Here is a 14,912-nt window from a genome sequence, read left to right as displayed (position 1 = left end):
CCCCCACGATCGTGGCCCCGCCGTCCCACGTGGCCTGGGAGAACGTCATCCGGTGGTTCTGTCCGACCAGCTGCGCGACCTGCGTGAACGCGAGATTCGGTTTGTCGAGGCGCCGGAGGGCGTCGGCGTACGCGCCGCCCGTCGTCGTGAGCTCCGTCGCCGCTGCGGGAGCGGCTCCGTACGACGACCCGAGCACCGGGGGAAGCACTCCCGCGATCACGAGCGCTCGCAGGACGGAGCGTCGGCTCCACAGCAGAGGATTGTCTTCGGCTCCATCGCCAGGCATTGAATCCATGATGCACATACTGCAATCCGTATGCGATCATGTCAATGCGTCGGCCTCGCGGGCCATGACGCCGCCTCGTCGTGCCACGCCGGTAACGTCGAGCAGGCAGAACCACCCGAAAGGACACGTGCGGTGCCCCAGGATCCTCCCGTCGAGTTGACCGAGTACTCACTCAGCGCGCTGCTGACCCCGCCCGCGTCGCCCGTCGAGCCGGACGACTTCGACGACTTCTGGCGCGCGACCTTCGAGGAGTTCGGCACGGGTCCCGTCTCGTGGGAAACCACCCGCGAACTCCCGCCGACCGCGACGCACCGCGTCTCGGAGATCCGCTTCCACTCCGCGGCCGGTGAGGCCGCGGCGGCCTACGTGGTGCTGCCGCACACGATGGGGAGCGCACCCCGCGGGCTCGTCGTCGGACACGGCTACGGCGGCCGCACAGCACCCGACCTCGACCGGGTGCCCGACGACACGGCCGCGATCTTCCCGGTCGCACCCGGGACGCACGCCGGCACCGCGAGCCGCTTCCCCGCCCTCCCTGACGAGCACGTCCTGGCCGGGATCGCCCACCGCGACACGTACTCGCACCGCTTCAGCGCAGCGGACATCTGGCGCGCCGCCACCGTCCTGCTCGAGATGGTGCCCGCGGCGGCCGGGGCCCTCGACTTCAGCGGCGGCAGCTTCGGCGGCGGCATCGGCGCGATGGCCCTCCCCTGGGACGCCCGCTTCCGCCGCGGCGTGCTGGACGTGCCGAGCTTCGGTGACCACGACGTGCGGCTCACGCGGAAATGCACCGGGAGCGGGGAGGCCGTGCGTCAGCATCTGCTCCGGCACCCCGAGGACCGCCCGGTGCTCGACTACTTCGACGCGGCGATCGCGGCACGGAGGCTGCGGATTCCCGTGCACGTGACCGCGGCAGTGCAGGATCCGGCCGTCGACCCCCGGGGCCAGTTCGCCGTCTACCACGCGCTGACCGTGCCGCGTCGCCTGAGCGTCCGCGCCGCGGGGCACCTTCCCGGCGAGATCGGCGAACTGTCGGACCGGCTCGCGCTGCAGGCCGGCGTCGACTTCCTCGCCCTCCCCGACGAGCGGCTGGCATGACCACGTCCGGCGCCTCCCAGACAACACATAGCGATCTCCATAGAAATTACATAGGAGATTCCGCAGAATAGGGACATGACCAGCGACCTGCCCGAACTGCGCCGCCCCGACGGCACCCCCCTGCGCATCCTCGCCGTCGACGACGAGCAGATGCTGACCGACCTGCTCGCGATGGCCCTGCGCATGGAGGGCTGGGAGGTGCGCACGGCCTCGTCCGGCATGGAGGCGCTCCAGGTCGCGCGGGAGTTCGAACCCGACGCGCTCGTGCTCGACATCATGATGCCCGACCTCGACGGCATGTCCGTGTTGAAGCGGCTGCGCGAGTCGGGGAACCTCGTCCCGGTGCTGTTCCTCACCGCCAAGGATGCCGTGGGCGACCGCGTCGCCGGCCTCACCGCCGGCGGTGACGACTACGTCACCAAGCCGTTCAGCCTGGAGGAGGTCATCGCACGACTGCGCGCGATCATCCGCCGCACCGGCCACGCGACCACCGACGACGGGCAGTCGATCCTGCGCGTCGCCGACCTCACGCTCAACGAGGACAGCCACGAGGTCGTGCGCGACGGCACCGAGATCGAGCTCACCGCGACCGAGTTCGAGCTGCTCCGCTACCTCATGCGCAACGAGCGACGGGTGCTGTCGAAGGCCCAGATCCTCGACCGGGTCTGGAGCTACGACTTCGGCGGCAAGTCCTCCGTCGTCGAGCTGTACATCTCGTACCTGCGCAAGAAGATCGATGCCGGTCGCACGCCGCTGCTGCACACCGTCCGCGGCGTCGGCTACATGATCAAGGCTCCGCAGTGAGCTCTGCGACGATGATGAGACGGCCGATGAGCCTGCAGACACGGCTGATGACCGCCGTGATCGGGTTCGTGTCGCTGATCCTCATCATCGTCGCCGTCATCACCAGCGCCACGCTGGGCAAGACCATGGAGGACCAGCTCGACCAGAAGCTGAACGGGTACGCGCACCAGTTGGCCGATCGGACCGGAGCCTTCGCACCGTCTTCCGCCACGGCGCAGAACGTCCTCTCCGGCCCCACGGCGTCACCGCCGGCCGGACTCGTGTTCGTGGTCTCGAGCCCTGTCACCGGCTTCAGCGGGGTGGTCGCGACGAACTCGTCGGGAGAGGAACTCACCGGATCCCTGGAGTCACTCAGCAGCACGCAGCTGGCGGAGATCGCACTGGCACTCAAAGGCACGTCGGTCGCCACGGTGTCCCTCACCGATCTCGGCTCGTACCGGATTATGGCGCTGCCCGCGACCAACGGCGTCGTCGTGATCACCGGGCTCCCCCGCGACGAGATCCAGAGCCAGCTCACGCAGCTGCTCACCGTGATCGCCCTCGCCACGATCGGCGGTCTGATCCTGCTGGCGCTCACGACCGCGATCACCATCCGGGTGAGCCTGCGCCCGCTCCGCGCCGTCGCGGTCACCGCGACCAGGGTCGCGAACCAGCAGCTCGATCGAGGCGAGGTCACGATCACCGAGCGGGTACCGGCATCCGAAGCCGATCCGCGCACCGAGACCGGTCTCGTCGGGGCTTCCCTGAACAAGCTCCTCGATCACGTCAACACCTCGCTGGCCTCGCGGCAGAAGAACGAGGAGCGGATGCGCCGCTTCGTCGCCGACGCGAGTCACGAGCTGCGCACCCCGCTCGCCTCCATCCGGGGGTACTCGGAGCTGTCGCTGCGCGCGCTGCATCAGCGTCCGGCCGCGGAGCAGGGTCCGGAGGTCATCGAGGGCACGACCTCCTCGCTCGAGCGCATCCAGGCGCAGTCTCTGCGGATGACCCGTCTCGTCGAGGACCTGCTGCTGCTCGCACGGCTCGACGAGGGGCAGGAGCTGGTCTACGGCACCGTCGACCTCACCCAGCTGGCGCTCGAAGGGCTCTCGGATGCTCGACCGACGGCGACCGACCACCACTGGAGCATCGAAGTGCCGGACGAGCCCGTCACCGTCGTCGGCGATGCCGGACGGATGCACCAGGTCGTCGCGAACCTCCTCGCGAACGCCCGGACGCACACGCCGGCCGGCACCAGGATCACCCTGAGCGTCGCACGAGAGGGCGCGGACACCGTGCTGCGCGTGCACGACGACGGCCCCGGCATCGACCCCGCCATCCGCGACGAGCTCTTCGCACGCTTCGCCCGCGGCGACAGCTCCCGGGCTCGCCAGACCGGGGGAACCGGACTGGGCCTCGCGATCGTCAAGGCCATCGTCGAGGGCCACCACGGAACGATCTCCGTGGCCAGCGAGCCCGGCGACACGACCTTCACCGTGCGCATCCCGGTCAACCCTGCGGCCGCTGCCGCCGAAGACGACGCGTCCGAGGCCTGACGGCCGGCCGTGAGCCGGATCAGTAGCCGGCGAAGGCGTCCGTCGTGAGGGCGCGGGCCTTCTGCAGCGCGGGAGCGAGGTCGGCGATCAGGCGCGGGGGCCCGGAGATGAACGCGTGGCGGCTGCCGAGGTCGGGGACCGTGCGCTCCAGTGTCTCGGCATCCAGTCGTGCGCCCTGCGCCCAGGTCCAGTGCGCGGGCAGGTCGAGCGGCTCGTCTCGGGTGAACACGACCGTGCGCACGCCCGTCGCGGCGAGCTCATCGCGGAAGGCGAGCTCGGAAGCCTCGGACGCCACGTACACGAGCACCACGTCGCGCTGCTGCCCCGCGGCCTGGAGCTGCCGCAGCTGGGACACGAACGGCGTGACGCCGATGCCCGCGGCGACCATCAGCACCGGGTGATCGCTGCGCGGCAGGATGAAGTCGCCCCAGGTGCCCGTGACCGCGAACGTCGCGCCCGGCTCGGCTGCGGCGAGAGCCCGCTTGTAGCTCGACGGATGCTTCTGGTCGCCGTTCTTGTAGGCGATGCGCAGCGTGGGCAGGTCGGCCGGCGCCGACACGATGCTGAACTCGCGACGGGTGCCGCGCGCGTCGGGGCGGTGATGCGGGACGTCGAGCTCGAGGTACTGCCCCGGCAGGAACCGGACCCGCCCCTTGGCGCGGAACGTCAGCTCCTGCGCGGTCGGTGTGATGAACTCGCGACGCTCGAGCACGAGTCGCACCGACCCCCGCAGCGCGAACGCGAAGGCCACCAGGTTTCCGATCAGGAGCGCCCGCTCCTGGCCGAGCGTGAACAGGCCGGCGACCGAGATCGGCCATCCCGCGAGAAGACCCACCACGACGGCCACCACGAGCTGCTGGCGGCGACGCGGCGGAAGCGTGAGCGGCTCGGAGAGCATGAACGCCCCGAGGAACAGGAACGGCGACTGCAGCACCGCGAACTGCAGCGCGGTGAGCACGTCGAAGCCGATGTCGAACTGCACGGCCTGCACCGCCTGACGCACGACCGAGGTGGCGACGGCGACCAGCACGAACACCAGCACCACCCGCACCTTCTCGGTGCGCCACAGCACCGCGAGGCCGAGGATGAGCACGGGGATGGTCAGCACCGGAGTCCCGACCCACCAGGACGACGAGGTGCCCAGCCACTCGAACGCCCCGAAAGCCCCGAGGATCGAGACGACGGCCGCACCGAACGCCGCCGGGTTGAAGATGTGCCGACCCCGCCATGCGATCAGGTACTTCGACACGCTCGCGACGGCTCCGGCGAGGGCGAGCCCGAGGAGCGCGCCGAGCTCGACGCCGGGGCGGAGCACGAACAGCAGGATGAGGGCCGTGACGAGGGAGGATTCGATACGCCACGGGAGTCGGAGGATGCGCTGGGCCGCGGCGTCGACGGCCGAGATCACGATCGAGAGCACCAGGAACGACGCCAGCATCTCGAGCGGCGTGGGCGAGACGATCACGCCGAGCAGCGAGAGCACGAACGCGATCACCGCCAGGGCGATCAGCGCGAACAGCACGAGGCGATACATCGACAGCGAGCCCAGCACTGCGAGGACCCGCTGGCGTGCGGCGGCGAATGAGGTGATCACGTTCTCCACTCTTCCCTAGTTCGGCGCCGCGGGGCGCGTGTCCGCCCCCGCGATGAACAGTTCCGCGGGGCATCCCGGCGAGTGCTGCACCCGGCCGTCGGTGCTCATCCGCACCCATTCCACGCCCCAGGCGCCGGCGAGCTCCGGTCCGCCGTCGAAGAACAGCGCGGTCGAGACAGCATCCGCCGTCATCGCATCGGGAGCCAGTGCCCAGGTCGCCGCCCAGGTGCGCACCGGAAGCCCCGTGCGGGCGTCGAGCACGTGGTGCAGTCCGTTCCCCCATGCGCGACGGTTGACGGCGGAGGCGCACAGCGCCCGGTCGCGCACCTCGACGACACCGATCGCCTTCGTCGCGTCGTACGGATGCTCCAGCCCGATGCGCACACCGGCACCCCGCACCCGGATGTCGCCGCCGGCATCGACCACCACATCGCCGGGCACGTCCCCGAGCATGTCCATCACGAGGTCGACCAGTCGTCCCTTGCCGAGGGCGCCGACGTCGAGGAGGGCAGGGGCGGATGCCGCGACCTCGCCGGTCGTCCACGACACCTGCGCCTGCCAGGCCTCCGGAGCACGCACCGGGTCACCGCCGACGAGCGAATAGCCCGCGTCGTACCCGAGCGCTTCGAGACTGACCGCCACGAGCGGGTTGACGGCGCCACCCGTCGCCGCCGAGAGCTCGCGGTAGGCGTCGAGCATCGGAGCGGCGTCCGGTGAGCCGAACGAGCCGCCCTCCCGTCCGAGCCGCGTCACCGCGGAGTCGTCACGGAATCGGGACCACTCGCGGTCGAAGCGCTCGATCTCGGCGTCGACCGCCGCACGCGCCGGGTCCGCGAGCGGATCCGTGGTCTCGATCTCCCAGCGCGTTCCGATCGCCTCGAAGCGCCAGCTCGCCATGCGGCCTCAGGCGCCTAGGAGGCCGCCTGCTCCTTGATCGACTCGACCGCGTCGTTGAAGCCGCCGCTGGTGAGCGACGAGCCGGCGACCCGGCTGACGTTCAGCTCGTCGATCGACTTGCCCTCGACCTCGTCCGCGATGCCGTCGATGAACTGGCCCTGGTACTGCTCGGTCTCGGGTGCCTGCGGGTCGCCCGTGACCTCGACGTCGGTCACGACGCCGTCGGCGAGGGTCAGCGTGACGGAGATCTGCTCGACCGTCTCGGGTGTCTGGTACGAGCCGTCGGCCGTGTAGGTGCCGTCTGCGTAGGTGGCGGTGGCGTCGCCGCCCGAGGACTCCGAGGAGCCGGCGTCGGGCGTGCTGCCGGTGTCGTTCGGCGTGTCACCCGCGTCGGCGGTGCCGGAGCACCCGGCGAGGACGAACAGGCCCGCGATCCCGAGGATGGCGGAACCCTTGCGGACAGAGGTCGGTACGGTCGTGCGGATCATGCTGGTCCTCCCGGCGCGGTGTCGTTCGACGGGTTCGTCGACCCTTCGACCGTAAGCACCGCGTCTATGCGCGGGCTGTGCCGTGACGATGCGTTACGCGTCGCCACCGAACATGCTCGTCACGGAGCCGTCTTCGAAGACCTCGTGGATGGCGCGGGCGAGCAGCGGCGCGATCGGGAGGATCGTGAGGTTGTCCCAGCGACGCGACTCGGTGAGCGGGATCGTGTCGGTGATGACGACCTCGTCGATCGACGAGTCCTGCAGGCGATCGGACGCCGGGTCGCTGAAGATCGCATGGGTCGCCGCGACGATCACACGGTGCGCCCCGGCCGCCTTGAGCGCCTGGGCCGCCTTGACGATCGTGCCACCGGTGTCGATCATGTCGTCGACGAGGAGGCAGGTGCGCCCCTCGACGGTTCCGACGATCTCGTGCACCGAGACCTGGTTGGCCACCTTCGGGTCACGGCGCTTGTGGATGATCGCGAGCGGAGCACCGAGGCTGTCCGACCAGGTGTCGGCGACGCGCACACGACCCATGTCGGGCGAGACGACCGTGAGGATCTCGCGGTCTGCCGGCGAGAGCGTGCGCTGGAAGTAGTCCAGCAGCACGGGCTTGGCGAACAGGTGGTCGACGGGCCCGTCGAAGAAGCCCTGGATCTGCGCCGCGTGCAGATCGACGCTCATGACGCGATCGGCACCGGCGGTCTTCAGCAGGTCGGCGACGAGGCGGGCACTGATCGGCTCACGACCGCGGCCCTTCTTGTCCTGACGCGAATACGGGTAGTACGGAGCCACGACGGTGATGCGCTTGGCCGAGGCGCGCTTGGCGGCATCGATCATGATGAGCGTCTCCATGAGCCACTCGTTGACCGGCTCGCCGAACGTCTGGATCAGGAAGAGATCGACGCCGCGGATCGAGACCTCGAAGCGCGCGTAGATCTCACCGGAGGCGAACGTGCGGTGCTCGACGGGGGCGATCTCCGTGCCGAGCGCCTCGGCGACGGCCGCCGTGAGCTCAGGGTGCGAGCGTCCGCCCGCGACGACGAGTCGCTTCTTCGTCTTCGCGATGATGCCAGGAGCCACGCCGTTGTCGCGATCCAGATCGACCGTCTTCTTCTTGCGCGCCATGCTCCGCCTATTCCGCCGAATTCTCGCGGGACGCAGCATCCGCCGCGCCCGTCCCTGCTCTGTTCTTCGCGACCCAGCCTTCGATGTTGCGCTGGGGTGCGACGGTCATGGCCAGCGCTCCGGCCGGGACATCCTTGCGGACGACCGCGCCGGCGCCGGTCTTCGCGCCAGCTCCCAGCCTAACGGGCGCGACGAGCACCGTGTGCGAGCCGGTGTGCACCTCGTCGCCGATCTCGGTGCGGTGCTTGTTCACGTCGTCGTAGTTCGCCGTGATGGTGCTCGCACCGAGGTTGACGCCGCGGCCGATCGTGGCGTCGCCGACGTAGGAGAGATGCGGGACCTTGCTGCCCTCGCCGATCTCGGCGTTCTTCGTCTCGACGTAGGCCCCGATCTTGCCCTTGGCGCCGAGGACGGTGCCGGCGCGGAGGAACGAGAACGGGCCGACCGTGGCCTCCGCGCCGATCACGGCGAGGGTGGCGTCGGTGCGACGGACGGTCGCGTCCTCGCCGACCTCGCAGTCGACGAGGGTCGTGTCCGGTCCGATCACGGCGCCGGAGGCGATGACCGTGGCACCCAGGATGTGGGTGTTCGGAAGGAGGGTGACGTCGGGCGAGAGCTTCGCGTCGTCGTCGATCCAGGTGGTGGCCGGGTCGATGACGGTGACGCCCTCGAGCTGCCAGCGGCGCACGATGCGCTGGTTGAGCAGGCGACCGACCTCGGCCAGCTGTGCGCGGTCGTTCACACCGAACGTCACCGCGATGTCGGAGACGACGGATGCCGCCACCCGGTCGCCGTCGCGACGGAGCATCCCCGGCACGTCGGTCAGGTACATCTCGCCCTGTGCATTGTCGACGCCGACCCGCGGCAGGTAGGTGCGCAGGGTCTCGGCGCGGAACACGTACATCCCGGCGTTGATCTCGCGGACCGCGGCCTCTTCGGCGCTCGCATCCTTCTGCTCCACGATGCGGTCGACACCGCCGTCGGCGTCGCGGACCACGCGGCCGTAACCGGTCGGGTCGTCGAGCAGTGCCGTCATCAGCGTCGCCGGAGCGCCCGACGCGCGGTGCTCCGCCACGAATGCCGAGAGGGTGTCGGCGTCGGCGAGCGGGCAGTCTCCGGAGAGGACGAGCACGTCGCCGTCGAAGTCCTCGGGGAGCGCGTCGACCGCCACCTGCACGGCCCGCCCGGTTCCGGGTACCTCGTCCTGGTCGACGAACACCGCGTCGGGGTAGTCCTTGGTGAGGGCGGCGACCACCTGATCGCGCTCGTGCCGCACGACCACCTCGACGTGCGCGGCCTGCAGCCGCCCTGCGGTGGTGAGCACATGCCCCACCAGCGGGCGCCCGCCGATCGGGTGCAGCACCTTGGGCAGACGCGACTTCATGCGCGTGCCCTGGCCTGCAGCGAGGACGATGATGGCGAGATTGTTCCCAGTCATGCTCCGCCGCCAGGACTCGAACCTAGACCTAACAGCTCCAAAGGCTGTCGTGCTGCCATTACACCACGGCGGACCGCGCCGCCCAGGAGGGCACCGCGGGGTCAAGTCTGCCATGCTCCGGCCTGTGTTCCGATGTGCGCGGATGCCGCCCCTCCCGCGCCGTCATGGTTCGGAAACACGGCTCTGGGATGCTGGCACCATGAGCATCGTGATCGAAAGGGTCGAGACGGCGACCCCCGCCCTCGCAGAATTCCTGGTCGCCCACCACGCCGAGCTGGAGCACACCGCGCCCGCGGAGAGCCGTCATGCGCTGGTCTTCGAGCGCCTGCTCGCTCCCGGCGTCCGGCTGTTCGCCGGCTCGATCGACGGCCGCCCGGTCGCCACCGGCGCGCTGGCCACGGTCGAAGACGGCCACGAGGAGCTCAAGTCGATGCGCACGGATCCGGCCCTGCGCGGCCGCGGACTCGGGAAATCGATGCTGGCCTTCCTCCTCGCCGATGCGCAGGAGCGCGGCATCCGTCGACTCTCGCTCGAGACCGGCAGCGACGACTTCTTCATCCCGGCACGCGCGATGTACGCGGCGGCGGGCTTCCGCGAGTCAGGCCCGTTCGGCCGCTACCTCCCCGACCCGTACAGCGCCTTCATGACCCTCGAGCTTTCCGTGGTGTCCGTCACCCCTGACCCGCACACGCGATAATGGGCGGATGAGCGAGGTGGATGAGGTCGACCGGATCGTCGGCGCGTGGAACACCCAGCGTCCCGACCTCGACTTCTCACCCCTCGAGGTGCTCTCGCGGATGGACCGCCTCTCGCGCCATCTGGACCGCGCCCGCCGCGACGTGTTCCGTCGCAGCGACCTGGAGCACTGGGAGTGGGATGTGCTCTCGGCCCTGCGCCGCGCGGGAACGCCGTTCCAGCTCTCCCCCAAGCAGTTGCTGCAGCAGACCCTGGTCTCGAGCGGCACGATGACCAACCGGATCGACCGGCTCGTCGGCCGCCGCTTCGTGCGCCGCGAGGCCGACCCCGGCGACGGGCGCAGTGTGCTCGTGACGCTGACCGACGACGGGCGCATCCGCGTGGATGCCGCCATCACCCGCCTCGTCGACGTGGAGGCCGACCTGCTGCAGGCGCTCTCCCGCTCGGACCGGGATCGCCTCGCCGGGCTGCTGCGCAAGCTGAGTCTGAGCTTCGACACGTGAGCGGCTGCGCCTGATGGGCATGCCCTCTCCCCTCCCGGTGCGCGACGGCGTCGGAGCGACCCGACTGCACGTGCCGCTCACCGGCTCCTGGCCGACGGTTGCCGCGTACATGGTCGAGCGCTTCTTCCACCTCGATCCGGAGCGTCTGCTCGAACGGTTCGACCGCGGCGACATCGTCCGGGCCGACGGGTCGCCCGTCCCCCGCGATGCACCGCTCGGCAGCGTCGAGTTCGTCTGGTATTACCGCGAACCCGCCGTCGAGACCCGGATGCCGTTCGAGATCGAGATCCTGCACCGGGACGACCATCTCGTGGTGGTCGACAAGCCGCACTTCCTGCCCACCACCCCCGGCGGCAAGTTCCTGCAGAACTCGGCCCTGGTGCGGCTGCGCAACCTGCTCGACAATGCCGACCTCGCGCCGATCCACCGTCTCGATCGAGCGACGGCCGGACTGCTGATGTTCTCGACGCGCCCCGCGACCCGCGGCGCCTACCAGCTGCTCTTCGAGAAGCGGCAGGTGCAGAAGGTCTACGAAGCGGTCTCCGAGCTCCCAGAGAACGGAACGCTCCCGTCGTTTCCCGTCGTGTACCGCAACAACATCGAGAAGCTCCGCGGTCAGGTGCGCGTGCAGGTCGATGAGTCCAAGGAGCCGAACTCCGAGACCCTGGTCGAGCAGATCCGTGCCGACGACCGCGTGGTGCACACGCTGCTGCGACCGCACAGCGGCAAGATGCACCAGCTGCGCGTGCACCTCGCCGCCCTCGGCATCGGCATCCTCAACGACCGCTTCTACCCCGAGCTGCTGGACGACCTACCGGACGACTACGACCGCCCGCTGCAGCTGCTGGCGCGAGAGCTGCGCTTCGTGGACCCGATCAGCGGGCAGGACCGGGTGTTCACCACGCGCCGCACCCTGCAGGAAGCACCCGTCAGCGACGCATGACCTTGCGGGCCAGGCGCGTGCCGAGCATCTGCACCAGGTGCACGAACACCACGATCAGGACGATCGCCGCCCACATGACGAGCGGCTCGAACTGCCGGAAGCCGTAGATCTGCGCGAACGCACCGAGCCCGCCCCCGCCGACGAGCCCCGCCATGGCCGTCATGTCGATCAGCGCCACGAGGATGAACGTGTAGCCGAGGATGAGCGGCCCGAGCGACTCCGGGATGGCCACGGTGAAGAGGATGCGCCACGGACCGGCACCCATCGCCCGCGCCGCCTCGATGACTCCGGGAGAGACCGAGACGAGGTGCTGCTCCACGATGCGCCCGATCGCGAACGCGGCGGCGAGACCGATGATGAAGGCGCCGGCGGTAGTGCCGATGCCCACGCCCACGACCGCGCGGGCGAGCGGCTGCGCGACCACGAGGAAGATGATGAACGGGATCGGGCGGAAGAAGTTCACCACGAGGTTCGCGAGCACCGAGATGACCCGGTTCGCTGCGAGGCCACCGGGGCGCGTGACGTACAGGATGATGCCGATCGCCAGCCCGAGGATGCCGCCGAGCACCAGCGCGAACGACGTCATGTACAGGGTCTCGAGTGCGGCTGCCCAGAATTCGGGCCACAGTTCGTTCAGACGCTCCATCAGCGGGCCTCCTCTGCGGCGATCTCGGTCACTTCGACGCGTTCGGTGATGCGGGCGAGCGCACCGTCGATCGCCGCGGCGTCACCACGGATCGCGAGCGTCAGATGCCCGAAGGCGCGCCCGCGGATGTCGTTGATCCCGCCGAAGACGAGCTCGAAGTCGAGGCCGGCACCGGCGAGGTCGAGGAACACCTGCGCCTGCGACGAGTCGCCGTCGCGGAACGAGAACGTCACCAGGCGGCCCCGGTGCCGCTCGCGGAGCACCGCGAGTTCGGCCGGCGACGGCACGCCCTTCACGACCGTGCCGACGAAGCGCTGGGATGCCGGGTTCTGCGGAGCGGAGAAGACGTCGAACACGTCGCCGTGCTCGATCACGCGGCCGTTCTCCATGACCGCGACCTTGGTGGCGATGGTCTGGATGACGTCCATCTCGTGCGTGATGATCACGATCGTGACGCCCTGCTCCTGGTTGACCCGCTTGAGCAGGTCGAGCACCTCGTGCGTGGTCTGCGGGTCGAGGGCGCTGGTGGCCTCGTCGGCGAGGAGGATCGCGGGGCCCGTCGCGAGGGCCCGTGCGATGCCGACGCGCTGCTTCTGACCGCCCGAGAGCTGTTCGGGGTAGGCCTTGGCCTTGTCGGCGAGGCCGACGAACGACAGCAGCTCGGCGACCCGCTTCTCGATGTCGTCCTTGGACCAGCCGGCGAGCTTGAGCGGGTAGGCGATGTTGGCCCTGACGCTCCGCGAGGAGAACAGGTTGAACTGCTGGAAGATCATCCCGATGCCGCCGCGGACCCTGCGCAGCTCGCTCTCCTTGAGCGCGGTGATGTCGACGCCGTCCACCGTGATGGTGCCGCTCGTGGCCGGCTCGAGGGCGTTGATCAGCCGCACGAGCGTGGACTTGCCGGCGCCCGAGTATCCGATGATGCCGAAGACGTCGCCCTTCTCGATCTCGAGGCTGACGTCGTCCACGGCGACGACCTCTGACCCCTCACGGGTGCGGGGCGGGTAGGTCTTGGAGACGTTCGTCAGGGTGACGATCGGCATGGGCTGCTCCGGTCTGCTACGGGAACGAAGAATCGGGTGACGCTTCTCGCGGCACCCGATTCTCCCTCATCGGACGAAGGGTGGTTTCCCCGTCGTCCTACTTCTTCGAGTCCGCGTCCTTCTGGACCTTCTCGAGCGACGCGACGAGGTCCTCGACCGGGGTCTGCAGCGCCACGGCGGTGTCGCCCGACGATTTCAGCAGACCCTTCTGGACATCTTCATTCGTCTGGAAGATCTCGACGAGCTTGAGGTACGTCTCGTTGTCGGCGTCCTCGGCGCGCGCGGCGAAGATGTTCACGTACGGCAGCGCGCCGGCATCCTCGGGGTCGTCCTGGGCGATAGCGTCCTCGAACGAGAGGCCGGCCGGCTCCACGAAGTCGTTGTTGATGATCGCGGCGGCGACGTCGGGCAGCGACGTCGGGACGATCGCAGCCTCCAGCGCCTTGACCTTGACCTCGGACTTCTCAGTGTCCACGTCGGCGAGGTCGGAGTACGGGGTGCCACCGCTCTTCAGCTCGATGAGGCCGGCCTGCTGCAGCACGTTCAGCGCGCGGGCCTGGTTGGAGGCGTCGTCCGGGACGGCGACGGTCTCGCCCTTCGGGATGTCCTTCACGTCGTCGTACTTGGTCGAGTACAGACCGAGCGGGTAGATCGCGGTCGACCCGATCGGGGTCAGGTCCGCACCCGAGGCGTTGTTGTACTCCGCGAGGTACACGATGTGCTGGAACTGGTTCAGGTCGATCTCACCCTCGGTGAGCGCCGGGTTGGGCTGCTCGTAGGAGCCGAAGTCGACCAGCTCGACCGTGATGCCCTCCTCGGCCGCGGCATCGACGAATGCGGGCCACTGCTCATCGCCCTTGCCGACGACGCCGATCTTCACGACCTCGTCCTCGGTCGAGCCCGCGCTGCCGGAACCGGCTTCGGAGGATGCCGTCGCGCAGCCTGCGAGCGCGACGAAGAGCGGGACCGCGGCGAGCGCGGCGATGACGGAAGTGGTGCGGCGTGACATGGGAAGGAGTTCCTCTCGTGGGGGGACTCGAATACGTTAGGCAGGCACCATCGAACGTGCGGAATCGAGTCGTCACACGGCGTCACAGCCCGCTCGGCGCAGGTCAGTCGAACTCCTCGATCCCCTGCAGACGCACCTGCTCGAGGTCGAGGCGGGCCGAGATGCGGCGCACGACGAGGTCGTCGACCGTCCCCGCACCGCGCAACCCCAGGAGCACCTCGCGCTTGCGGTCGATGAGGGCGAGCTTGAGGCGCGTGTGCTCCTCGTGCCGGATCAGCGGCGAGCGCTGCGCGAGGTCGACGTCGGCCGAGGTCGCGATCATCTGCAGGACCGTCCCGTCGGTGCCATCGGGCCCCGTGGCCTGATCCACTCCCCCGCTCGGTGCCGGATCTTCTTCGGTCGGATCAGCGGTTCCGGCGCTCAGCGGATCCGGCTCGTCGAGCATCTCGTCCAGTGCGTCGGCCTCGGCGTCGACGATCGCCTGCTCACGCGCCAGTGTGCGCGCGTTCGCGAACTCGAGCATCGCGTAGCCCTCGGTGCGCACACGGTCGCGGACCTCCTGCCCGATGCCGTGCTCGGCGGCGAGGTCGTCGAGGGCCGCGAGCGCCGCACCCGAGATCGCCCGCTCGGCGAGCTCGTATTCCTCGTCCTCGACATGATCGACGGGGAACCGCGCCCAGCGCACGAGCGCGGGGAGCAGCGGGGCCTGCACGAGCAGGCTCAGCATGATGACTCCGGCCGTGACGAACACGATCTCGTCGCGTCCGGACACCACCCCGCCCTCGGTGATCGTGGCGGGGACCG

Annotated in this window: 15 protein-coding genes, 1 tRNA gene and 1 pseudogene; 6 read left to right on the top strand and 11 right to left on the bottom strand. The window is 69.5% G+C overall.

The window, feature by feature from the left end; translation table 11 throughout:
- Positions 1-295 (bottom strand): hypothetical protein (locus ACNPM4_RS15160; RefSeq protein WP_448986219.1); only part of this gene is annotated, 295 nt, incomplete at its 3' end.
- A gap of 123 nt (positions 296-418) precedes the next feature.
- On the opposite strand from ACNPM4_RS15160, the gene ACNPM4_RS15155 reads away from it, so the two are divergent.
- The 3 genes from ACNPM4_RS15155 to ACNPM4_RS15145 all read left to right on the top strand — a co-directional run bounded on the left by ACNPM4_RS15155 (position 419) and on the right by ACNPM4_RS15145 (position 3,723).
- Positions 419-1,384 carry an acetylxylan esterase gene (locus ACNPM4_RS15155; RefSeq protein WP_448986218.1) on the top strand — a complete coding sequence of 322 codons (966 nt, stop codon included), beginning with the start codon at positions 419-421 and terminating at the stop codon, positions 1,382-1,384.
- A 75-nt stretch (positions 1,385-1,459) separates the two neighbouring features.
- Positions 1,460-2,188, top strand: coding sequence for a response regulator transcription factor (locus tag ACNPM4_RS15150; RefSeq protein WP_029262591.1), 729 nt, complete (start codon positions 1,460-1,462; stop codon positions 2,186-2,188).
- 26 nt (positions 2,189-2,214) lie between these two features.
- The gene (locus tag ACNPM4_RS15145) at positions 2,215-3,723 is read left to right on the top strand and encodes a sensor histidine kinase (RefSeq protein WP_448986216.1); all 1,509 of its coding nucleotides are present in this window, start codon (positions 2,215-2,217) and stop codon (positions 3,721-3,723) included.
- A 19-nt stretch (positions 3,724-3,742) separates the two neighbouring features.
- On the opposite strand, the gene ACNPM4_RS15140 is transcribed toward ACNPM4_RS15145, so the two are convergent.
- The 6 genes from ACNPM4_RS15140 to ACNPM4_RS15115 all read right to left on the bottom strand — a co-directional run bounded on the left by ACNPM4_RS15140 (position 3,743) and on the right by ACNPM4_RS15115 (position 9,341).
- Positions 3,743-5,317 (bottom strand): FAD-dependent oxidoreductase, encoded by a 1,575-nt coding sequence (locus ACNPM4_RS15140; RefSeq protein WP_448986215.1) that lies wholly within the window; start codon positions 5,315-5,317, stop codon positions 3,743-3,745.
- Positions 5,318-5,332: 15 nt separating this feature from the next.
- Positions 5,333-6,214, bottom strand: coding sequence for an FAD:protein FMN transferase (locus ACNPM4_RS15135; protein ID WP_448986213.1), 882 nt, complete (start codon positions 6,212-6,214; stop codon positions 5,333-5,335).
- Between the two features lie 14 nt (positions 6,215-6,228).
- A complete protein-coding gene (locus ACNPM4_RS15130; RefSeq protein ID WP_029262596.1) occupies positions 6,229-6,702 on the bottom strand; it encodes an FMN-binding protein in 474 nt (157 codons plus the stop codon).
- A gap of 93 nt (positions 6,703-6,795) precedes the next feature.
- Positions 6,796-7,830, bottom strand: a complete 1,035-nt coding sequence (locus ACNPM4_RS15125; protein ID WP_262002564.1) for a ribose-phosphate diphosphokinase — start codon at positions 7,828-7,830, stop codon at positions 6,796-6,798.
- Between the two features lie 7 nt (positions 7,831-7,837).
- Positions 7,838-9,268, bottom strand: coding sequence for a bifunctional UDP-N-acetylglucosamine diphosphorylase/glucosamine-1-phosphate N-acetyltransferase GlmU (gene glmU / locus ACNPM4_RS15120; RefSeq protein ID WP_400859022.1), 1,431 nt, complete (start codon positions 9,266-9,268; stop codon positions 7,838-7,840).
- A gap of 1 nt (position 9,269) precedes the next feature.
- Positions 9,270-9,341 (bottom strand) — tRNA-Gln (locus ACNPM4_RS15115).
- A gap of 39 nt (positions 9,342-9,380) precedes the next feature.
- Between ACNPM4_RS15115 and ACNPM4_RS15110 the strand changes: the two genes are divergently transcribed.
- From ACNPM4_RS15110 to ACNPM4_RS15100, 3 genes are read left to right on the top strand one after another with little or no spacing between them, the layout of a single operon-like run.
- Positions 9,381-9,965: a GNAT family N-acetyltransferase gene (locus ACNPM4_RS15110; protein WP_448986212.1), complete on the top strand. Its 585-nt coding sequence runs from the start codon at positions 9,381-9,383 to the stop codon at positions 9,963-9,965.
- Between the two features lie 7 nt (positions 9,966-9,972).
- Complete coding sequence (locus ACNPM4_RS15105; protein WP_372469380.1) at positions 9,973-10,467, top strand: MarR family winged helix-turn-helix transcriptional regulator; 495 nt, start codon at positions 9,973-9,975, stop codon at positions 10,465-10,467.
- Between the two features lie 19 nt (positions 10,468-10,486).
- Positions 10,487-11,410 (top strand): pseudouridine synthase, encoded by a 924-nt coding sequence (locus ACNPM4_RS15100; RefSeq protein ID WP_448986210.1) that lies wholly within the window; start codon positions 10,487-10,489, stop codon positions 11,408-11,410.
- Here ACNPM4_RS15100 and ACNPM4_RS15095 read toward each other — a convergent pair.
- The 4 genes and pseudogenes from ACNPM4_RS15095 to ACNPM4_RS15080 all read right to left on the bottom strand — a co-directional run.
- Positions 11,397-12,056, bottom strand: coding sequence for a methionine ABC transporter permease (locus tag ACNPM4_RS15095; protein WP_029262602.1), 660 nt, complete (start codon positions 12,054-12,056; stop codon positions 11,397-11,399). The two genes, ACNPM4_RS15100 and ACNPM4_RS15095, sit on opposite strands and share 14 nt — an antisense overlap.
- Positions 12,056-13,099 (bottom strand): methionine ABC transporter ATP-binding protein, encoded by a 1,044-nt coding sequence (locus ACNPM4_RS15090; RefSeq protein ID WP_448986208.1) that lies wholly within the window; start codon positions 13,097-13,099, stop codon positions 12,056-12,058. The genes ACNPM4_RS15095 and ACNPM4_RS15090 overlap by 1 nt, the downstream gene beginning before the upstream one ends.
- A gap of 97 nt (positions 13,100-13,196) precedes the next feature.
- Positions 13,197-14,108 (bottom strand): MetQ/NlpA family ABC transporter substrate-binding protein, encoded by a 912-nt coding sequence (locus ACNPM4_RS15085; protein ID WP_029262604.1) that lies wholly within the window; start codon positions 14,106-14,108, stop codon positions 13,197-13,199.
- Positions 14,109-14,211: 103 nt separating this feature from the next.
- A pseudogene (locus tag ACNPM4_RS15080) lies at positions 14,212-14,912 on the bottom strand (Na+/H+ antiporter); the annotation flags it as partial.

Source organism: Microbacterium umsixpiens (genome assembly GCF_053543675.1).
This window is presented reverse-complemented; position numbering and strand designations above follow the sequence as displayed.